The organism is Humibacter antri (assembly GCF_054777235.1).
Genome location: NZ_BAAHAW010000042.1, coordinates 164,438 through 183,535 on the forward strand (window position 1 = coordinate 164,438; position 19,098 = coordinate 183,535).

The 19,098-nt window shown below is 67.4% G+C and carries 24 protein-coding genes; 13 read left to right on the forward strand and 11 right to left on the reverse strand.

Going from position 1 to position 19,098, the window contains the following annotated elements; all coding sequences use genetic code 11:
• The first annotated feature begins 14 nt into the window (after positions 1 to 14).
• Genes ACYVDK_RS16225 through ACYVDK_RS16235 form a run of 3 tightly spaced genes read left to right on the forward strand, consistent with a single transcriptional unit; the run spans position 15 to position 3,255 of the window.
• Complete coding sequence (locus tag ACYVDK_RS16225) at positions 15 to 1,244, forward strand: NAD(P)/FAD-dependent oxidoreductase (RefSeq protein WP_460523635.1); 1,230 nt, start codon at positions 15 to 17, stop codon at positions 1,242 to 1,244.
• A 14-nt stretch (positions 1,245 to 1,258) separates the two neighbouring features.
• Positions 1,259 to 2,134 (forward strand): glycoside hydrolase family 15 protein, encoded by an 876-nt coding sequence (locus tag ACYVDK_RS16230; RefSeq protein WP_460523637.1) that lies wholly within the window; start codon positions 1,259 to 1,261, stop codon positions 2,132 to 2,134.
• Positions 2,095 to 3,255, forward strand: coding sequence for a glycoside hydrolase family 15 protein (locus tag ACYVDK_RS16235; protein ID WP_460523639.1), 1,161 nt, complete (start codon positions 2,095 to 2,097; stop codon positions 3,253 to 3,255). Before ACYVDK_RS16230 ends, ACYVDK_RS16235 begins: the two co-directional genes overlap by 40 nt.
• Here the strand turns inward: ACYVDK_RS16235 and ACYVDK_RS16240 are convergent.
• Positions 3,141 to 3,749, reverse strand: coding sequence for a hypothetical protein (locus tag ACYVDK_RS16240; RefSeq protein WP_460523641.1), 609 nt, complete (start codon positions 3,747 to 3,749; stop codon positions 3,141 to 3,143). The genes ACYVDK_RS16235 and ACYVDK_RS16240 overlap by 115 nt on opposite strands.
• Before the next feature lie 113 nt (positions 3,750 to 3,862).
• Positions 3,863 to 4,573: a hypothetical protein gene (locus ACYVDK_RS16245; protein ID WP_460523643.1), complete on the reverse strand. Its 711-nt coding sequence runs from the start codon at positions 4,571 to 4,573 to the stop codon at positions 3,863 to 3,865.
• Between the two features lie 356 nt (positions 4,574 to 4,929).
• On the opposite strand from ACYVDK_RS16245, the gene ACYVDK_RS16250 reads away from it, so the two are divergent.
• Positions 4,930 to 5,427 carry an RNA polymerase sigma factor gene (locus ACYVDK_RS16250; protein ID WP_460523645.1) on the forward strand — a complete coding sequence of 166 codons (498 nt, stop codon included), beginning with the start codon at positions 4,930 to 4,932 and terminating at the stop codon, positions 5,425 to 5,427.
• Positions 5,424 to 5,696, forward strand: a complete 273-nt coding sequence (locus tag ACYVDK_RS16255) for a hypothetical protein (RefSeq protein WP_460523647.1) — start codon at positions 5,424 to 5,426, stop codon at positions 5,694 to 5,696. The genes ACYVDK_RS16250 and ACYVDK_RS16255 overlap by 4 nt, the downstream gene beginning before the upstream one ends.
• 9 nt (positions 5,697 to 5,705) lie before the next feature.
• Here the strand turns inward: ACYVDK_RS16255 and ACYVDK_RS16260 are convergent, their stop codons facing one another.
• Positions 5,706 to 6,113: a helix-turn-helix domain-containing protein gene (locus ACYVDK_RS16260; RefSeq protein ID WP_460523649.1), complete on the reverse strand. Its 408-nt coding sequence runs from the start codon at positions 6,111 to 6,113 to the stop codon at positions 5,706 to 5,708.
• Positions 6,114 to 6,209: 96 nt separating this feature from the next.
• On the opposite strand from ACYVDK_RS16260, the gene ACYVDK_RS16265 reads away from it, so the two are divergent.
• Positions 6,210 to 6,629 (forward strand): VOC family protein, encoded by a 420-nt coding sequence (locus tag ACYVDK_RS16265; RefSeq protein ID WP_460523651.1) that lies wholly within the window; start codon positions 6,210 to 6,212, stop codon positions 6,627 to 6,629.
• A 42-nt stretch (positions 6,630 to 6,671) separates the two neighbouring features.
• Complete coding sequence (locus ACYVDK_RS16270) at positions 6,672 to 6,935, forward strand: DUF1905 domain-containing protein (protein ID WP_460523653.1); 264 nt, start codon at positions 6,672 to 6,674, stop codon at positions 6,933 to 6,935.
• Between the two features lie 38 nt (positions 6,936 to 6,973).
• Here the strand turns inward: ACYVDK_RS16270 and ACYVDK_RS16275 are convergent, their stop codons facing one another.
• Positions 6,974 to 8,458 (reverse strand): MFS transporter, encoded by a 1,485-nt coding sequence (locus ACYVDK_RS16275; RefSeq protein WP_460523655.1) that lies wholly within the window; start codon positions 8,456 to 8,458, stop codon positions 6,974 to 6,976.
• Between the two features lie 160 nt (positions 8,459 to 8,618).
• Between ACYVDK_RS16275 and soxR the strand changes: the two genes are divergently transcribed.
• The 3 genes from soxR (at position 8,619) to ACYVDK_RS16290 (ending at position 10,512) form a co-directional block, all read left to right on the forward strand.
• Positions 8,619 to 9,077: a redox-sensitive transcriptional activator SoxR gene (gene soxR / locus ACYVDK_RS16280; RefSeq protein WP_460523657.1), complete on the forward strand. Its 459-nt coding sequence runs from the start codon at positions 8,619 to 8,621 to the stop codon at positions 9,075 to 9,077.
• A gap of 211 nt (positions 9,078 to 9,288) precedes the next feature.
• Positions 9,289 to 9,648, forward strand: a complete 360-nt coding sequence (locus ACYVDK_RS16285; protein ID WP_460523659.1) for an SPW repeat protein — start codon at positions 9,289 to 9,291, stop codon at positions 9,646 to 9,648.
• A gap of 261 nt (positions 9,649 to 9,909) precedes the next feature.
• Positions 9,910 to 10,512 carry a TetR/AcrR family transcriptional regulator gene (locus tag ACYVDK_RS16290; RefSeq protein WP_460523661.1) on the forward strand — a complete coding sequence of 201 codons (603 nt, stop codon included), beginning with the start codon at positions 9,910 to 9,912 and terminating at the stop codon, positions 10,510 to 10,512.
• 161 nt (positions 10,513 to 10,673) lie between these two features.
• Here the strand turns inward: ACYVDK_RS16290 and ACYVDK_RS16295 are convergent, their stop codons facing one another.
• From ACYVDK_RS16295 to ACYVDK_RS16315, 5 genes are all read right to left on the reverse strand, one after another.
• Complete coding sequence (locus tag ACYVDK_RS16295) at positions 10,674 to 11,594, reverse strand: SDR family NAD(P)-dependent oxidoreductase (protein WP_460523663.1); 921 nt, start codon at positions 11,592 to 11,594, stop codon at positions 10,674 to 10,676.
• A gap of 38 nt (positions 11,595 to 11,632) precedes the next feature.
• Positions 11,633 to 11,959: a chorismate mutase family protein gene (locus ACYVDK_RS16300; protein ID WP_460523665.1), complete on the reverse strand. Its 327-nt coding sequence runs from the start codon at positions 11,957 to 11,959 to the stop codon at positions 11,633 to 11,635.
• A gap of 41 nt (positions 11,960 to 12,000) precedes the next feature.
• Complete coding sequence (locus tag ACYVDK_RS16305; RefSeq protein WP_460523667.1) at positions 12,001 to 13,341, reverse strand: ABC transporter permease family protein; 1,341 nt, start codon at positions 13,339 to 13,341, stop codon at positions 12,001 to 12,003.
• Complete coding sequence (locus ACYVDK_RS16310) at positions 13,338 to 14,114, reverse strand: ABC transporter ATP-binding protein (RefSeq protein WP_460523669.1); 777 nt, start codon at positions 14,112 to 14,114, stop codon at positions 13,338 to 13,340. Before ACYVDK_RS16310 ends, ACYVDK_RS16305 begins: the two co-directional genes overlap by 4 nt.
• A gap of 66 nt (positions 14,115 to 14,180) precedes the next feature.
• A complete protein-coding gene (locus ACYVDK_RS16315; RefSeq protein WP_460523671.1) occupies positions 14,181 to 14,855 on the reverse strand; it encodes a hypothetical protein in 675 nt (224 codons plus the stop codon).
• A 231-nt stretch (positions 14,856 to 15,086) separates the two neighbouring features.
• On the opposite strand from ACYVDK_RS16315, the gene ACYVDK_RS16320 reads away from it, so the two are divergent.
• The gene (locus tag ACYVDK_RS16320; RefSeq protein ID WP_460523673.1) at positions 15,087 to 15,521 is read left to right on the forward strand and encodes a VOC family protein; all 435 of its coding nucleotides are present in this window, start codon (positions 15,087 to 15,089) and stop codon (positions 15,519 to 15,521) included.
• A gap of 20 nt (positions 15,522 to 15,541) precedes the next feature.
• Positions 15,542 to 16,183 carry a winged helix-turn-helix transcriptional regulator gene (locus ACYVDK_RS16325; RefSeq protein ID WP_460523675.1) on the forward strand — a complete coding sequence of 214 codons (642 nt, stop codon included), beginning with the start codon at positions 15,542 to 15,544 and terminating at the stop codon, positions 16,181 to 16,183.
• Between the two features lie 274 nt (positions 16,184 to 16,457).
• Here ACYVDK_RS16325 and ACYVDK_RS16330 read toward each other — a convergent pair whose 3' ends face one another.
• Both ACYVDK_RS16330 and ACYVDK_RS16335 read right to left on the reverse strand, forming a co-directional pair.
• Entirely contained in the window at positions 16,458 to 17,540 is a 1,083-nt protein-coding gene (locus ACYVDK_RS16330) for a lactonase family protein (protein ID WP_460523677.1), read from the reverse strand.
• A 216-nt stretch (positions 17,541 to 17,756) separates the two neighbouring features.
• Positions 17,757 to 18,380 carry an FMN-binding negative transcriptional regulator gene (locus ACYVDK_RS16335; protein ID WP_460523679.1) on the reverse strand — a complete coding sequence of 208 codons (624 nt, stop codon included), beginning with the start codon at positions 18,378 to 18,380 and terminating at the stop codon, positions 17,757 to 17,759.
• A 355-nt stretch (positions 18,381 to 18,735) separates the two neighbouring features.
• Here ACYVDK_RS16335 and ACYVDK_RS16340 point away from each other — a divergent pair.
• On the forward strand, positions 18,736 to 19,098 hold a 363-nt coding region (locus ACYVDK_RS16340), incomplete at its 3' end, for a hypothetical protein (RefSeq protein WP_460523681.1).

Sequence of the window (19,098 nt, forward strand, 5' to 3'; positions counted from 1 at the left end):
AGGAGAACACCACCATGAGCACACCGGAGCACGTCGTCATCGTCGGCGGCGGCCTCGCCGGGGCGAAGACAGCCGAAGCCCTCGACAATCTCGGCTTCCAGGGCACTGTCACCCTGATCGGCGAAGAGACCCACCTGCCATATGAGCGACCACCCCTGTCGAAGGACTATCTGGCGGGAAAGACCTCCCTCGATGACGCGCTGGTGAACGCGAAGGACTGGTACGAAAGCGCCGGCATCACGCTCAAGCTGGGCACCAGAGTGAGCGGGATCGCCCCCGGCTCCCACAACGTGCAATTGGCTGACGGGAGCCTCGTGCATTACGACAAGCTCGTGCTCGCCACCGGGTCCCTCGCCAGGCATCTGCCCATTCCCGGCGCAGACGCGTCCGGTGTGCACTACCTGCGCACGGTCGAGGAATCCGACGCGATCCGTGCCACTTTCGGTCCGGGCAAGAAGCTTGCGATCATCGGTGCCGGCTGGATCGGCCTGGAAGTCGCCGCCGCGGCCCGAGCCGCCGGCACAGCGGTGACGGTGATCGAGGCAGCAGAGCTGCCACTGCTGGCGGTGCTCGGCCCACAGCTGGCAGAGGTGTTCGCCGTCTTGCATCGCCAGAACGGTGTCGAGCTGAAGTTCAGTGCGAAGATCAGCGCGATCGTGACCGACAACGGCCGCGCCGCGGGCGTGCGCCTGGAAGACGGGGAGACCATCTCTGCCGACGCGGTCGTGATCGGTGTCGGAGTCGCCCCCGACATCGCGCTCGCCGAGCAGGCCGGCCTCGCCATCGACAACGGCGTACTCGTCGACGCATCGTTGCGTACCAGCGACCCCGACATCTACGCGGTAGGAGACATCGCCAACCACGACCATCCGGTGCTGGGCCGCCGGGTGCGGGTCGAGCACTGGGCGAACGCGCTCAACCAGCCCCAGACCGCTGCCGCCGCGCTGCTCGGCAATGACCAGAAGTACGAAGAGCTGCCCTACTTCTACACCGATCAGTACGACCTGGGCATGGAGTACATCGGGCACGTGCCTCGCGGCGCCGAAACCCGGGTCGTGGTGCGCGGAGATCTCGACAAGCGGGAGTTCGTCGCCTTCTGGCTCGACCAGAACGACCGCATGCTCGCTTCGATGAACGTCAACGTGTGGGATGTCATCGACCAGCTCAAACCGCTCATCATCGCCGGCAAACCCGTCGACGGGGACCGGCTGGCCGACCCTGGCGTTCCCTACACCGACCTCTGAGCCTGCCCAGGCGCATGAGCCATCGAGACCACCCTCCACGGGAACAGTCCCCGATCGGCAGCTACGCGCTGATCGGTGACTGCCGTACCGGCGCCCTCGTCTCCGCTCGCGGCGACATCGACTGGCTCTGCCTGCCCCGATTCGACTCGCCGTCCGTGTTCGCCGCCATCCTCGGCGATCGGGAACACGGACGGTGGAGCCTGCACCCCACGGATGCGCACGCCTCTGTCACCCGCCGCTACGACGGCGACACGTTCACGCTCATCACCCGCTGGGAGACCACCGGCGGCATCGCAGAAGTGCACGACCTGATGCCGATGGATCACCGCCGCCTCGACGTGGTCCGCCGCACCGACGTGCTGCGCCGCATCATCGGGATCCACGGCCACGTCGAGTTCGAACAACACCTGACCATGCGGTTCGACTACGCACGCACTCTGCCCTGGGTGCGCCAGGTCGGCACCGACACCGCCCCAGCGCTGCTGGCCACGGCCGGACCCGACGCGCTGATCCTCCGCGGCGCCACCCTGAAACCCCACGACCATGTGCACACCGGCACGGTTTCCGTCCACACGGGCCAGCACGTGGACCTCTGCCTGACCTGGTTCCCCTCGCACTACGATCCGCCCGCACCGCTGAGCGGCGACACAGCGATCGAGCGAACGCAGCGGTGGTGGCAGAAATGGGCTGCCCGCATCCGAGTGGCAGGACCGCACGCCGAAGCCGTCAGGCGATCGCTTCTGGTCCTCCGTGCGCTCTCGCACTACGACACGGGGGGCATAGTCGCCGCACCCACCACCCCCCCCTGCCGGAGCGACTCGGCGGAACCCGCAACTGGGACTACCGGTACGTGTGGCTGCGCGACGCCGCCCTGGCCCTCCAAGTCCTGATCGACTACCAGTACATCGATGTCGCCCAGCAGTGGCGCACCTGGCTGCTTCGCGCCATCGCCGGCGACCCCGAACAGCTCCGGATCATGTACGGCACTGCCGGGGAACGTGATCTCTTCGAACGCGAACTTCCCCACCTTCCTGGACACGCGGCATCCGTCCCCGTCCGCATCGGCAACGCCGCCAGCGACCAATACCAGGGCGACGTCATCGGTGAGGTCATGATCGCTCTCGACGCCGCCCGCCGCGCAGGGCTGAAAGAAGACCCCTTCTCCTGGGCGCTGCAGCGAGCCCTGCTGCGCAGCATCCAGCGCGACTACCACCGGCCAGACCATGGCATCTGGGAGATCCGAGGCGAACCACGCATGTTCACCCACTCCCGGGTCATGATGTGGGCGGCCCTGGACTGCGGCATCCGCGCGGTACGCGAACACGGCCTCGAGGGCTCCGACACGATCTGGGAAACGCTCCGCGAGCAGCTGAAGGCGGAGATCGACACACGCGGGGTCAGCGCAGACGGCCACTTCACCCAGCACTACGACACCGACGAAGTCGACGCGGCGCTCCTCCTGCTGCCCCAGACCGGGTTCTGCCGGCCCGACGACCCCCGGATGCTCAAGACCGTCACACGTATCGAGAACAGCCTGATGCGCCGCGGATTCCTCTACAGGTACCGCACCAACGGCATCGACGGGGTCGACGACACCGAGAATGCGTTCCTCGCCTGCTCGTTCTGGCTCGTCGAACAATATGCAGCCACCGGGCGAGGCGACGACGCAGCAACCCTGATGGACCGCCTCTGCCGCACTCACAACGACGTCAACCTCTTCGCCGAAGAATACGATCCCGACCGCCGACAGCTCACCGGCAACATGCCACAAGCCTTTTCCCATCTCACCCTCGTGCGAGCAGCAGCCGCCCTCGCCCGAGGGCGACACCCGCGTAGGGGTGCGTGGGCCCCGGGACGGTTCCGTTTCGCTGGCGGCTGCCTACGGGACGGGATGTCTCATGCCCGGCTGGCCAGGCATGCCAGCCGCCCAAGGCGTGGCCGCAGCCAGGAATCGGCTCCCCACACGGCTCCAGCGTTGACGCTGTACAGCAGCGCGAACACGAGCACGTAGATCACGGATGCGCCGATATCGGTCGAGCCGGGTCCGTAGGGTCCGCCGAAGCTCTCGCCCACAGCCCATACCGTGAGCGCGAACACCGCCCCCAGAACGCAGGCCAGATTGGTGAGCACGCCGATAAGCAGCGCAGCGGCCAGCATGGTTTCCGCAATCGCCATGCCGACGGCGAATGCGCCCGGATCCGCGGTCACGACCCGCAGCACCTCGTCTGCCCACGAGCGAAGAGGCGTCGGATCACCTGCAGCAGCGTCGGAAAGCTTTTCGACCAAGGTGTGCCGGCCGAATGACGGCAACCACTTCAGGTAGGCGTCCACCGCCCAGATCACCCCGAACGCGATCCGCACGACCGCTATGGTTCTTCTGCGTGCCCGCGACGCACCGATGACGGGTTCGGCAGCCGTGCCCGAGGCGCCCGCGAATGTCTTGCGCTCCCCGATCGCCCCTTGCGGTGACGCACCGGAGCGCTGACCTTTGAGTGTGAGCGACATGCCGCAACCCTTCCTCGACCGGCGGCGATGGATGCGGGGCGTCCGTGTGTGTCACGGCCCGGCCGCCCCGCTCGTCAGCCTCGGACCGTTCCAGAGAACGGCCCGCGGGCTCACTACTTGAACTTGTTCGGGAACTGCTGGATGATGCCGGCGCTGAGCATTCCGGCCATCTGTTCCATGTGTTGTTCAGCGAGCCCATAGTCCGTGACGGCCTTCGTGTAGTCGCCGCCCAGGGCGTCCGTCGCATACGCGATGGTCTGGGTGATGTGCGTCTTCATCATCTGTTCCATCTCCGCCTTGTTCCAGTGCGGATTCGCGGCTGCGAGGAAGTCACCGATCTCCTTCGCGTTCGCGTACCACGCCGTGACGGCCTTGTTCAGAGCAGTCGTGTCGCCCGCCTTCGCGGCCGTCAGCACCGGGACTGCGTCGTTGATGTGCGCCTTCAGAAGCACGGTGAGCTGGTCACCGGCCTCAGCGCCGTAGAACGGCTTGATCGCGTTGCCCAGGTCGGCCTGGTTCTGGAGGAGACGATCCAGGCTCGGCGTCAACGACGATGAGCCCTGCGCGAACGCGGTGACCGTGATGTATGTCCACTCCATGTGCTGTGCCCACAGATCTGACATCGCTGAATACAAGGCGATCTTCTTCGAGACCGACGACGTGCTGTGCTGTGCGGAGACATCCGCTACCGAACCCGCCGTGTGCCCGCCTTCGGAGCCCGTTGCGGTGCAGCCGGTGAGACCGCCGACGCCCAGAAGACCCATGGCGGTCAGGGTTGTGGCAACGATCACCGCCCGCGGACGGTGACTCATCATTCCGATCATGATCAGCGCCTTTCTGACTGGTACTGGCTGTTTGCCATGCCTGTCAGTAGCCGGCCGGTCATCAACCCTTACCGCCGACGAGAAAGTCGAAAGAACTCGGTAAGAAACGCAGCGCCGCCGATACAAAGTCGGTGAAGAGGCACATGCCGAACTGCAGTTCCTTCCGGCGAGGTGGCACACAATTGAGCATGGACGTAAGCGAGGTCTCCCTCGCAAACGGAGAGCGCATCACCGACCCCATCGAAGACGCCTACGACTGGGTCGCATGCCTCAACTCGGCCGGAACAACACGAGAAGACGCCATCCGCCGGCTGCACACCCTGATGATCCGAGCCGCTCGGTTCAAGCTCAACAAGATGGGCGAGGCACCACGTCTCGGGCAAGCCCGCGCCGAAGAAATCGTGCAATCCAGCGCGGATGAAGCCGTCGTCGCGATCCTCGCCCGGCTGCACACTTTCGAAGGCCGCAGTCAGTTCACCACCTGGGCATACAAATTCGCTATCCTGCACACCGCGACAGCGGTACGCCGCGAACTCTGGTCCCGGACCGAGATCGACCTTTCCCTCCTCCCCGAACCGATCTCCCGGCTCGGCGATCCGCTCGAACACGCCGAAACAACTTCACTGGCAGCAGCCATCCGCGCCTGCATCAAGCAATGCCTCACTCCCCATCAGCAACGCGTGTTCCTGGCCATCGCCGTCGACGGCATCCCCATCGACGTGATCGCCGAACGACTGCACACAACCCGCAACACCGTCTACAAGACCCTGCACGACGCGCGAAGACGAATGCGTGAACGTCTCACAGCCCAGGGCTATCTCCCACCCATCCTCGGAAAGGAGGACCAACGATGAAGCACAACGACACCTTGACCGACAAGGTCTTCGCGCAACTCACCGGACAATTCGAACCGTGGCTATCATGCGACGACTGCTTCGAACACTCCGACTCAGTCCTTGAAAACCTCCTGGACCGGGGCGTCCCGCTCCCGGCCGAGTTCCGAGCCCACCTCCGAGGCTGCGCCGCCTGCCGAGACGAGATGGAGACCCTCGCCGAACTCATCGCCGAGAACCTCCATACCGCCGCAAGGGCAAAACTCGACGCGCAGATCGCGGTCGAGTAGCAGCTCGGGTCAGCGGTCGTCGCCCACCGGCCGAGACCACCGCATCGCGAAGGAGGTCGGTGCTACGAGCCGCTCGTGCGCGATCGACTCACGGTAGGCCGACGGCGAACGTCCGACGATGTCGGAGAACGTGCGACTGAAGGTGCCGAGGCTGCTGAACCCGACCGCCATGCAGATCTCGGTGACACTCGCGTTCTGGTGTCGAAGCAGGAACATCGCTCGCTCGACCCGACGACGCTGCAGGTAGCGGTAGGGCGTCTCGCCGAAGACTCTCTTGAACTCGCGGATGAAGTGGGCTCGCGTCATGTACGCGAGCGCGGCGAGCGAAACCACGTCGAGCGGATCGGCGTACCGGCGGTCCATGTGGTTGCGCGCACGGAGCAGCCGCAGATTCACGGCTTCGTTCTCGCGGTCCACCAGCCCAGGGTATGCAAAGAGCACTTCTGGAGAAGCCGGCGTACCCGAACTGAACGTAGCGTGTAGCGAACGACCACCCATCTCGAGGAGCCGATCATGCTGACCCGCAACAACCTGTCTTCGATCTACGTACTGGATCAGGACGAGGCGCTGACGTTCTACACCGATGTTCTGGGCCTGGAAGTGAGCGCCGACCTGGACTTCGGTGCGATGCGCTGGCTCACCGTGCGTGTGCCAGGCGACCAGAAGGAGATCCTGCTCGAGCGGCCGGGTGCTCCGGCACATGACGAGTCCACTGCGGCCCAGGTTCGCGACCTGGTCACCAAGGGTGCCGGCGGGGGATGGCTGGCATTCACGACCGACGACGTTGCCGGCGCGTTCGAGAAACTCGAGGCGGCCGGAGTCGAGGTCACCCAGGAGCCGATGGAGCAGCCGTACGGAACTGACTTCGCCATCCGCGACCCGTTCGGCAACAACATCCGCATCGGTTCGATCAAGCACTGGGACCAGCAATGATGACGATCGCCACACCTGCGACCGCGCACTGAACGAGGCATGATGGTCACGTTTCAGACCGTTCTCGAGCCCACGGGCGGCAACAATGTCGGCATCGTCGTTCCCGAACACATCGTCGAAGGCTTCGGCCGCGGCAAACGGGTTCCCGTGATCGTCACCATCGACGGCGGCTACACGTACAAGACAACGGTGGGCGTCATGGGCGGGCGATACCTCGTGTCGTTCAACGCCGAGACGCGCAAGAACACCGGCCGCGGCGCCGGCGACACGGTCGACGTCGAGCTCGCGGTCGATCCGGATCGCTGACCAAGCCTGGGCGCCCGCAGCGGACTACGGTCGAGTGCTCACCGCAATCGCCCCACACGGGTGGCCGTCGCGAGCGCGGCGACGGCGAGCACGGTGCCGAGCAGGAAGCACGCTGTGAACGGCCACGAACCGCCGAGTGCGGTGAGCGAGGCGAACACGAGTCCGGCGACGGCCACTCCGGATGACCCGCCCACGGCATCCGCTATCGCCTGCGCCGAGCTGTTGAACCCCTGGTCGGTAGGTCTCGAGTACCCGATCATCATCACCGACAGCCTCGGGGTGGCCAGGCCCATGCCCAGGCCGGCGAAGATCCACACCCCGAAGACCGCGAACGGAGAGAACTCCAGGGCCGAGATCACCGTCGTGCCGACGAGGCCGAGGGTGATGGATGCCACGCCCAGCACGATCCAGCCGCGGTTGCGCATGCGCGGGCCGAGTCTGCCCTGCAGCCAGGACCCTCCCGACCACGCGATCGCGCCGCCGGTCAACGCGAGTCCGGCGATCGCGGGACTCAGCCCGTATCGGGTGATCAGCAGGTAGGGCACGTACACCTCACACGCCAGCTCCGCGCCGGTGATGAAGATGCGCGTGCCGATGACGGAGGGCAGCCCGTGCGCGAGCCGGAGGGTTCCGCGGGGCAACAGGGGACGCACCGCGATCGCCAGCACGGCGATCGCGAGCACGAACACGATCCATCGCCAGAGCGTGTCGAACTCGGTCGCCGTGCCGAGCACGAGCACCGCGCACGCGGCCACGACCGACCACACGATGCGGGCCGGTTGCAACGGCGGCGCCTCGTCGGCGGCGCTGTCGCCGGAGACGCTGAGCACCCGTCTGATCATCAGCAGCCCGACGATCGCGACAGCGATCACGCCGAGGAAGATCCAGCGCCACCCCACGGTCTCGGCGAGCAGGCCGGCCAGGAACGGACCGATCAGCGACGGCACGACCCAGGCCGTCGAGAACCCCACGAAGACGTGCGGCTGCAGCCGCGCCGGGTACTGCCGGGCGACGACCACATACACCGCAACCGTGAGCGCTCCACCACCCAGTCCCTGCACGAGACGGCCGAGCACGAACACGACCATGTCCGGCGCGAGCCCCGCGATCGCCAGCCCGATCACGAACAGAACGACGGCGATCACCAGTGGCGCAGAGGGCCCTCGCCTGTCGCACCATGCGCCGGCCACGACCATGCCGACGACGCTGATCGCCGTCGAACCAGAGAAGGCGAGCGTGTAGAGGGATGTCCCGTGCAACTCGCGGGCGATCACGGGCATCACCGTGGTGACGGCCATCGCCTCGAAGGCCACGAACAGCACGAGTGCGCACATGCCGATGGTGATCCAGCGGAAGTGCGCACCGAGCACGCCGCCGGCCGGCTCCGCAGCGGGATCCACCGTCGCCACGCCAGCGGTGCGGCCGGCGGCTGCCGCGCCTGCATCCTCCAGCGGCAGCTCCGACGACGACGCCGACCGCGCGGGAGACGGAGTCCGGGGTGCGGAATCCGTCTCATCGGTCATGGTGTCCAACTCTATGACCTCAACTATTGTTGAGGTCAATCGCACGAATGCATCCGCACCCCGAGACTGCACGTACACCCCGAGGCTGCGGACATTACCCACTGTTTGGGTGTGGGCGTGCAGCCTCGCGAGGTCGACAGCGCAACAGAGGAGACGCACGATGCCCCAACTGGACGGCGGCGCGCACCGCATGCTCACCGTGGGCGAACTGTCCGAGCGCGGCGGCGTCGCCATCTCCGCTCTGCACTTCTACGAACGCAAGGGACTGCTGGCCAGCGAACGCACGACCGGTAATCAGCGACGGTATCGACGCGACGCACTGCGCAGGGTTGCGTTCATCAAGGTGTCGCAGCGCGTGGGCATCCCGCTGGCGGAGATCCGTGCTGCACTCGAATCACTCCCCGAGGGTCGAACCCCGACCAAGCGCGACTGGGCGCGGCTCTCGTCGCACTGGCGGGAGGCTCTTGACGCACGCATCGCCGCCCTCGAGCACCTGCGCAACGACCTCACCGGCTGCATCGGCTGCGGATGCCTGAGCCTGCGCACCTGCACCCTGCAGAACCCCGACGACACGCTCGGCGAGACCGGCGACGGCACCGGCCCGCGCCGCTGGGAGTAGGCGCACCTCGCACCTCGCACCTCGCACCTCGCACCTCGCACGCCACTCCATACGGCCACAGGCACAGCCACGAACCGTCCCAGCCACAGCCACGAACCGTCCCAGCCACGCTCCACAGCCACAGCCCGCTGATGTCATTCCTATTGACCGGGCGGTCAGTCAGGCGTAATGTGAAGACATCCCTGAGGGGAGCATCGAGGAGGTGTGATTCATGAAGAAGTGGTCAAGGTGGCAGGACTGGGTGACGGTCGCAGCCGGAGTGGTCGTGGCACTCTCCACGATCTGGGTGGCTTCCGCCGGACTCTCGATCGTGCTCATGATCGTGCTCGGCGTTCTGCTCATCATCGCGGGCCTCATCAACCTGGCGAGTCCGGGCCTGGAATGGATGGAGTGGGTGCACGGCGTGCTCGGCATCCTGCTGTTCATCTCGCCCTGGGCCGGCATGTACGCGACCCACATGGGCGCAGCATGGTTCTCGTGGGTGTGCGGTGGCGTCGCCATCGTCGTGGCGGCCTGGGAGTTGGTGCCGATTCCCGGCGGCTCCCACCATCACATGGCGCATTCGCACTGACGACTGAGGCGAGGCAGAAGCGAGCTTGCTCGCTTCTGCCGAGCCGATGGAGTCAGTTGAGCGACGCAGTCGCGATCACTGACGACTGAGGCGAGGAAAGGCGAGCTTGCTCGTTTGCCCGAGCCGATGAGTCAGCCCAGCGACGAAGTCGCGAATACTGACGAGTTCCGCACCGAATCGCGGGGTGGCAGACTCAGGCACATAGGCCGGGCTGCCGCCCCGCCCTTCATCCACCGGACGATCCTTCGCGCGGAGAGCACCATGACACCGCCCCGCAGAACCCGAGACGCGACCGAGACCCGGGCGGGCATCCTTGATGCCGCCGAACGGCTCTTCGCCGAACGCGGCTTCGACGCCACCCCGACCTCCGCCATCGCCGAGGCCGCCGGCGTGCCGAAGGGCCTCTTGTTCTACTACTTCCCCACCAAGCCCCAGCTGCTGCGCGTGCTCGTCACCGAGCGGATGTCGCTCGGCCCGGTCGACGTCGACGCGCTCGCCGAGCCGGGCGATCCGGCGCGCTCACTGCTCAATCTCACGGCACGGATCCGCGAGCTCGAGGATGCGTCGCACGTGATCGGCGTCATCATCTCGCGCGAGCAGCACACGCATCCCGAGGTGCTCTCCGCGCTGCTCGAGCACCGGGACCGACTCCAGTCGCTCATCGAGAAGGTGCTCGCCGCGAGCTTCCCGGTGCGACCGGCCGCCTCGCGACTGCGCAACGCCGCGCTGGCATGGCTAGGCATCCTCGCGCTGGAGTCGGACCGCGCCACGGAGGCGGCGCGTGCCGAGCTGGCCTCGCTCGCAGAGTTCATCACCGACGGTCTACGGCCGGCCCGGCATGGGCGGAGTTCGGCCCGCGCCTGAGCCGGCACGCTTCGAGCACCAACGGCACCGTTCACAACTCCTGCATCGTGCAGCGACTGCGGCGAGAAGTGACGTCGCCTTCGCGCGCAGACGCGCGGACGCCGCCCGTTTGCAGGAGTTGCGCACAGGCCGCTGCCGCTGCGCGCCCGACACGTCACGCGTCAGACGGTGAAGGGAACGCCCGTCGCCTGCTCCGCGAACGCCCACACCTGGCGGGCGACTGCGGGATCGGCCGGAACACTCGCCGGGTCCTGCTTCACGGGCGTGCCCTTCACGCGCCATCGTGGCCCCCAGTAGGAGCCGCCGACGGCATCCGGATGCGTCGCCGCGGCCAGCACGGACCACGCGCCGCGGTCCTTGCCCTGCGTGAACGGGGCTTGCAGCGAGTCCGCGAACACCGTCATCCGTGACGGCTCGTTCACCCGCGGCACCCGTGGAGTGCGACCGCTGATCGAGTAGCCCGGATGCGCGACGACGCTGGTGGCGTCGAGTTCGGCGGCGCGCATCCTGCGATCCAGTTCGAACCCGAACGACTCGACCGCGATCTTGGACTGGGCGTACGCACGCCACGGCGCGTAGTGCTGCTCGAGCTGCAGGTCGTCGAGCAGGAACGAACTGAGGCGCGTGGCCATGCTGCCGAGGCTTACGACACGCACACCGGGTGAGCGCCGCAGCAGCGGCATGAGCCCTGCCAGCAGTGCGAAATGTCCGAGAAGGTTCGTGCCGAGCACGAGTTCGTTGCCGTCGACGGTGACCTCGCGGGCCTCGGGCGGATGCACGGCGCCCGCGTTCGCGACCACAAGGTCGACCCGCTCCCGGTCGCCCAGCACCTTCGCCGCCTCCGCGACGCTCGCGAGGCTCGCCGTATCGAGCTCGAGCACCTCGACGGATGCCCGCACGCCGTCCCGCGCGCACCGAGCGCGGATGGCTTGCGCAGCGGCATCCGCCCGTTCAGTGCTGCGGCAGGCGAGCACGACGTGAGCGCCGGCGGCGGCGAGAGCGGCCGCCGTGAAGAATCCGATGCCCTTGTTCGCGCCAGTGACGACTGCGGTGCGACCGGCCTGGTCGCGGATTCCGGCCACTCCGGGTGCGCCCGTCCTAGGCGATGCGCTGCCGCCGCTCATTCGACGGGGTGCTGGGCGCCGGCCCGCACATGGTGGTGGATCACCTCGGCCACCACGAAGTTGAACCACTTCTCGGCGAACTCCGGATCGAGGTGGCTCTCCACCGCGAGTTCGCGCAGGTGCTTGATGTGCTCACGCTCCCGCACCGGATCTTCCGCAGGCAGCCCGTGTTCCGCCTTCAGGTATCCGACCCGTTGCGTGAACTTGAACCGCTCGGCGAGCAGGTGGATCAGCGCCGCATCGATGTTGTCGATGCTCTCCCGAATGCCGTAGAGGTGCTCAAGGGCGCGCGCGCGGTCATCCTGCTGATCGTTCTCGGGCATGTGTCGAGGTTAGTCGCTCAACGTGGCGCCAGGCTTGGCAATCACTCCGTCATCGCCATCGGTTCGCTGAGCGCCCGGGAAAGCACGGGCCTGGTCGCCAGGAGTCCGAGCCAGACGACCACGATGCCGCCGGCGATGCTCGCCGCGATCGTCACGAGCGACAACGGTGCCAGCACGAGCGCGGCGCCTGCCAGCGGCAGTGCGATGACGGCGGCGACGACGGCCGATCCGACGGCGACGACGCGCAGAGGCGAGAGCACGGCGCGAACGCGGGCTGCGTTCATGGTCTTCACGGGCATCCCGAGCCTGTCGAGGCTGATGTAGAGCTCACGGCGGTCCAGGATCGCGGATGCCTGGCTCACCCCCACCGAGCACGCCACCATGACGAACGAGATGGCCAGCGTGATGAAGACGCCGGTGCGGATGTCGCCCAGCAGAATGGCCTGCTCCGGGCCGCCGCGGTTGCCGCTGACCACGCCGATCATGGCGAGTGCCGTTCCCGCGAAGACCGCGATGAAGCTGGTCATCGACACCCCGCTCACCTGACGCCAGGCGGCCTTCGGCGACTCGAGCACGGATCGTGCGGCGATGAGGCGTTGGGGTGTGGTCGCCTTGCGCAGCCCGGAGGCGGCGAACGCTTTGATGACGAACGGACCGACGAGTCCGAGCACGGCGTTGGCCGCGGCGAAAGCGGTCGCCAGCACCACGATGATGGTGACGCCGGCGCCGAGCAGGCTCGGGTTCGCGACGCAGAAGACGACGACGGCGACGACGCCGACGCCGATCACGATGCGGATCCAGTGCGAGCGCGGCGCGGACTGCCTGGTGCGCACACCGAGAGGCGAGACGACCACCCCGCGCAGACCGATCGCGGCGCTGGCTCCTGCCAGCAGGCCTACTCCCACGACGACGGCCGCGATGATGAGCGGATTCAGCAGGAGAGCTCCCGCCCCGATCGGATGCCCGCGGAATGAGATCAGTCCGACCAGCGGTGTCATGGCCAGGTAGAGCACGACACCGCCGAGCGCGCCGATCACGGCGAGCGCGATCGATTCGAGTACGGTCAGGCGGGTGACGAATCCGGTCGTCGCGCCGAGCAGCCGGAGGGTCGCAAGGCGGTCGTCCCTGCGTCGAGCGGACAGTCGCGCCGCGGCTCCGCCGAGCGACGCGAGGGGAACGAGCAGCAGCGCGCACGCGAAGATCGCGAGCACCTGGTACGTGAAGCCCAGCTCGTCATGCCAGCGGAAGAACGACAGGGCGCCGGCCAGTGTCGTCAGCAGCAGAGCGGTCGCGACGCCGAACGCCACGATCGGCAACCCGATGGCCGCCCGGCCGGATGCAGCAGGCCGGGCGAGGAGGCGGGCGACGGTCAGCGTCTTCATCGCTGGTGCTCCTGCGGTGCTGCGGGCCGTTGCGGCATCGTTCCGGCTCCCGGCCCCGTCGGCGTCTGGATGTAGTCGATTCCGGCAACCTTCGACCGGGTCTCGACGACGAGCCCGTCGCGCAGACGCACCACACGGGTGCAGCGGGCGGCAACACCCTCATCGTGAGTGACCACCACGAGCGTGCGGCCCCGGCCCGTGGTCGAGGAGGTGAGGGCATCCATCACTTCGGCCGATGTGGTGGAGTCGAGCGCACCGGTCGGCTCGTCGGCGAACACCACGAGCGGCTCGATCACCTGCGCTCTGGCGACGGCGACGCGTTGCGCCTGCCCGCCGGACAGCTGGCCGATGCGTCGCTGTTCGAGCCCCGCCAGTCCCAGTGCGGCGAGCCAGCCGGCCGCGCGTTGCTCCGCCTCCGGGCGGGGCACCCCGCGCAGCATCAGCGGCAGGGCGGCGTTCTCGACTGCGGTCAGCTCCGGGATGAGCAGCCCCTGCTGGAACACGAACCCGAACGTGTCGCGCCGCAACGCCGACCGCGCCGAGTCGTTCAACTCGCCGACCGAGACGGTGCCGTGAGGTGCGTGGAGGGCGACCCATCCGGAATCCGGCGGAAGGATGCCCGCAAGCACGTGCAGCAGAGTCGACTTGCCCGACCCGGATGCGCCCATGATCGCCAACGCCTCCCCGGCCTGCACGTCGAGCGTGACGCCTGCCAACGCGTGGGTTTCGCCGTAGGACTTCGTGAGGGCGGATGCCTCGAGAATCGCAGCCATGCATCCATCGTTGCCACTCCGGTCGACCCGCGCGTCAGGCCAGGGGTGGATCCGGAGCGCGAGCGATCAGCCGGAGGGATGACGTTGGGGGTGTTGCCACGCGAAGAGCGCGAGTGCCTCGCGGTAGCGGTCGGGGTCCGCGCGAGTCTCCACGGTGACGAGGAGCGAGTGAGGTCCGAGGATGTGCGTGAAGGTGCCGCGACACGGGATCTCGACGATCTTCGTCAGACCGGCTCGCCAAGCGGGAACGAGAGCGTCGAGGCACACGAACTCCGGACTCTCGTCGTACGGCCGCGACACCCGTGCACGGTGCCGCTCGTAGAAGGCTTCTTCCCACTTCTGGTGGTGGCCAGCGATGAACGCATCCGTGCCGAACCGGTCGGCCCATGATGCGCCGAACAATTTCCGGAGAAGGCGCGCGCGTTCGCCGGATGCCAGCGGTGACGCGTGCAGAAGCGCCATGGACTCGTGATCACGCGGTTTCCCGGCGTGCTGCAGGCATGAGTGCCATAACTCGGGCCAGGCATCCTGCCACTCCATGATCGGGGCCGCGGCTCGTTGCGCTGGGCTCACGCGCGTCGGTGTATCCACAAGGACTGGTGGCAGATCCTCGCCCTCCGGCTCCAGCTGCCAAGTCTCGCGGATCCACAACAGGTCGAGAAGCGCATGCGCAGTGTCCTCGATGGTGATCACCATGTCGTGCGGCCACGGGTTCCCTGGCATCGGACGCGTTGAGCGCATGGCGCCTCCTCGGATCGGCTGCCCAGCCCACTCTCAAGGAGAGAAGGGAACGCGTCAAGCGGAGGCTCGGGAACCAATCACACGGATGGGAGTTCTCAAGCTGATTCGCTCGCGCTACACGTATCGCGAGGGATCAGACCACATCTGACTCTTGACGAACCACTTGTTTTTTGCAAGTGTTGTGTTCATCACCTCCGGTGCACAGTCCGGACCAAGACAATGGAGACCACGATGACCTCGATGTTCGTCAACCTGCCGGTGACCGACCTGGAGCGCTCGAAGGCGTTCTACACGGCACTCGGATTCACCATCAATCCGCAGTTCACCGACCACAACGCGGCCTGCGTCGTGGTCGAGCCTGACCACAACTACTTCATGATCCTGGTGCGCGACTTCTTCCAGACGTTCACCGACCGCCCCATCGGCGACCCGAGCACGAGCGTTTCGGTGTCGACGGCGATGTTCCTCGACAGCCGGGACGAGGTCGACGCGACAGTCGCCAAGGGGGTCGCGGCCGGAGGCACCGAGGACCGCCCCGCCGCCGACTACGGCTTCATGTACCAGCGACAGCTCACCGACCCCGACGGAAACATGCTCGAGTTCGGCTGGATGGATCCCGTCGCCGCCGAACAGGGCCCGGAGGCGTTCGCGAACCAGCAGGCCTGAGCTCGGGCTTCGAGCAGCGCATGGCGGCACGCGACTATGGCCAGTACGGCGGCATCACGCAGGCGCTGGAGCTGATCGGGGAGCGATGGGCGCTTCTCATAGTGCGCGACCTGCTCGTCGGGCCGCGCCGCTACGGCGAACTCGCCGCGGGGCTGCCGCGCATCCCGAGCAACATCCTGGCGGCGCGGCTCAAAGAGTTGCAGGCGGCGGGCGTCATCCGGCGGGCCCCTCGCTCGCGGATCATCCTCTACGAGCTGACACCATACGGGCGCGAACTGGAGCCGGTCGTGCTCGCGCTCGGGGCCTGGGGCTTCAAGACCATGGGCGAGCCGCGGGCGGAGCAGGTCATCACCCCCGATTCGATGACGATGGATCTGCGCACCGCGTTCCAGCCACAGGTCGCCGTCACCTTGCCCTCGACCGCATATGCCGCGCGATTCGGTCCTGCTGAGCTGTTGGTCCGTGTGGACGGCGCTGCTCTGGATGTGCGGCGCGGCGACGGTCCCGCCGACCTCGCCTTCGCGGCGGGCCCGGGCATCCGTCGGCTCATCTCCGGCGAACTCGAACCGGCCCGCGCGATCGAGACCGGCGTGGTCGAGGTGCTGAACGGGCCGCGCGATCTGCTCGGGCGCTTCGCCACCACGTTCCACCTCGCGGCGTGATCGCCCGACACCAAGCTGCGCGGCGACTTCATGGCCCGTTCTGTCGCTCAATCCTCGGTGAAACGACGACGGGGGCCATCAGTTCTCGGTGCGGGCCATGCTCGGACGAGATCGGGCCGAGGCAAGGCCGGCTCCGGCGAGATCGGGCCCGCCGGGACGAGACCGGGCCACGCGGGGCGAGATCGGGGCGAGGTCGGGCCAGACCGCGGCGACGCCGGGTAAGGCCGGGAAAAGCCGAGACGGGATCGGGCGTGCTCGGCTCCGCTGCTCGGCGTCAGACCACGGGCACCAGGCATGCAGGCGAGCCCGCCGGCACAGTCGTGTCGAGTTCGGGCATACCGTCGCGCAGGCGGAACACGGCGATGTCGTCGCTGTGCTGGTTCGCCACATAGAGGCGGTCGCCGAGCTGCAGGTGGTGCCGCGGCCAGTTGCCGCCGCAGTCGACGCCGGCAACCGGATGCACGCGGGCACCGGCATCCGTCACCTCCAGCACCCCCACCACGTCGGCGCCACGCACCGTGACGTGAACGTGTCGGTCGCCGTCGAAGGAGATGTGCGCTGCGGCGTTGCCGTCGCGCACGTGCGGCGTGATCGCAGGCACCACGGATGTCACGGCCAGAGTCTGCGCGTCGAGCACCGCGACCTCGATGGAGTCCTCGGTCACGACGTACACGTGCCCGCTCGGATGCAGCGCCATGTGCCGCGGCCCGCTGCCGAAGGGCAGCGCCGTCTCGGCGGCAGCAACGAGCGATGCACCCTCCGAACGCCAGACGCGTACGGTGTCGTGCCCGAGGTCGGTGGTGAGCACTCGGCCGTCGGGCAGGAACATCGCAGAGTGCGCCCGGCTCTGCCTGGGCTCCTGAGCGAGGTCGCGGTAAGGGTCGACGGATGCCGGCGCCTGAGTCCGCGCGACGATCGCTCCGCTCTCGTCGAGCTCGTAGGCGAACACGCGTCCGTCGCCCCAGCACGTGGCGACCGCGTACCGACCGTGTGGTTCGACCGCGACGTGGCACACCGCCTCACCCGCGGGATGTGCGTCGCCGAGGGGCTCGAGGCCGCCGGACTCGGTGACACCGAAGGCTCGGATGCGCCGCGCGAACTCCTCCACCGCGTAGACGACCGGCAGGCTCGGATGCGTGGCGACGAACGACGGCGAATCCGCCGCGGCCGCCGTACGGATACCGGTGATCGCACCGCCTGCGCCGTCTTCATCGGCACTGGATTCACCGGCACCGGGTCCATCGACGCCGAGTTCATCAACGCCCAGTCCCTCGACACCGAGCGTCACACGGGCGATGCCGCGGCCGTGACCGCCGGAGTCCGCCGTATAGGTGCCGAGCCAGAGTGAGGAGGTCATGCATCCAGTCTGGCGGTTCGGCGGAGATGTCGACGCCGAATGCCGTGCCGCTTCACGTCGCGGAGTCGGTCCCCCGGGGCGCCCCATGAGGGCCGACTTCGCGACGTGAACCGATGGGCGCCTCCACGGGGTGGCGTGGGCCGAGGGGTGGCGTGAACGGAGGCGTGACGTGGGCCGGGGCCTGGCGTCGACCGAGGCCTGGCGTCGACCGAGTCGTCAGGCGCGCGGATGACCGGTCGCGGGCTCGTTCACCCGGCGCATCTCGTGCGCCAGCGCGGCGTTGCGCTCGGCGATGTGCTCGGTGACGTTCTCGATCACTTCGGGCGTCTTGTTCTGACTGAGCTTCGCGCGCGCGTCGAAGCGGGTTACGTGCATCCGCAAGCCGACAGTGCCCTTCGCGATCCGCCGCGTGCCGGCCTCGTCGTCGCTGAGGTGGCGACCGTTCGGAAAGTGCTGCTCGAAGTAGTCCGTGAGGCGATCGAGCACCTGGTAGTTGTCCTCCTCGCTGAGGATCTCGGGTGTGCCGTAGAGGTGCGCCGTCACGTGGTTCCAAGTGGGCACGAGATCGCCTGGCGCGTACCAGCTCGGCGAGACGTAGTCGTGCGGTCCCTGAATGATCACCAGAACCTCGTGCTGACCCAGTTCGTGCAGCTCCTCGTCGGGGCGCCCGAAGTGGCTGACGATCGTGATGCCGTCGGCGTCTTCGTCGACCATCACCGGGTAGTGCGATGCGATGAGCCCGTTCGCGGTCGGGGAGATGAACGTCGCCCACGGGTTTGCACGGATCAGCCGCTTGACCTCGTCGGGGTCGGTCATCAGGTAGTGAGGCGTGTGACGCATCGTGAGTCCTTCCGTTCCTTCAGGCGACGGAGCAGCGGATGCCCGTGCTGCGCTCGAGTCGCCGTCGGGATGGTTAGAAGCTATACGTGATTGAAGTGAGAGGCGTGTGAGCCTGCTCGCTGCCTGCACCGGATGAGCGGCGAAGCATCGATATCGGGCCCGACTTCGGGCGTTTCGCATGAGCTGCCGGCGGGCATCCGTGCGGATGGATATCGTCGGGTGCGGACGGAGGTGTCGCGTGCGGCGTGCAGGATCGGTTGTTGCGATCGCGATCGGAGTCACAGCCGTGTGCGGCTGCCTCGCCGGATGCACTACGTCGAAGCCGGAGGCTGTGCCGCCCGCACCGACTCTGCAGGTGGCATCCACTCCGTCTCCCGCGCACACGGGAACCACCACCCTGGGCACGGTGCACCTCTCAGGAACGGGCAGCGAGACGCTCACCGTGAAGATTCCGAGCGGTTCCGCCTACCTGCGTTCGAATTGGGAGTGCAGCGACGGCGACGGCACGATCACACTGGTGGAGGACCCCCGCGTGTTCGAGGGCGGAACGTGCGGACCGGGCAGCGGCTACCAGATGCCGCTGCCCCACAACGTGACCGAGGTGCATTTCAAGGTCGCGGTGGGCGCAGGAACCACCTGGAGCTTCGGCGGATCCTTCTCTAATTGTGTGTTGGCTGGCCTGGGGCTGGCTGGCAGGCTGGCATCGGTCCGGCTGGTG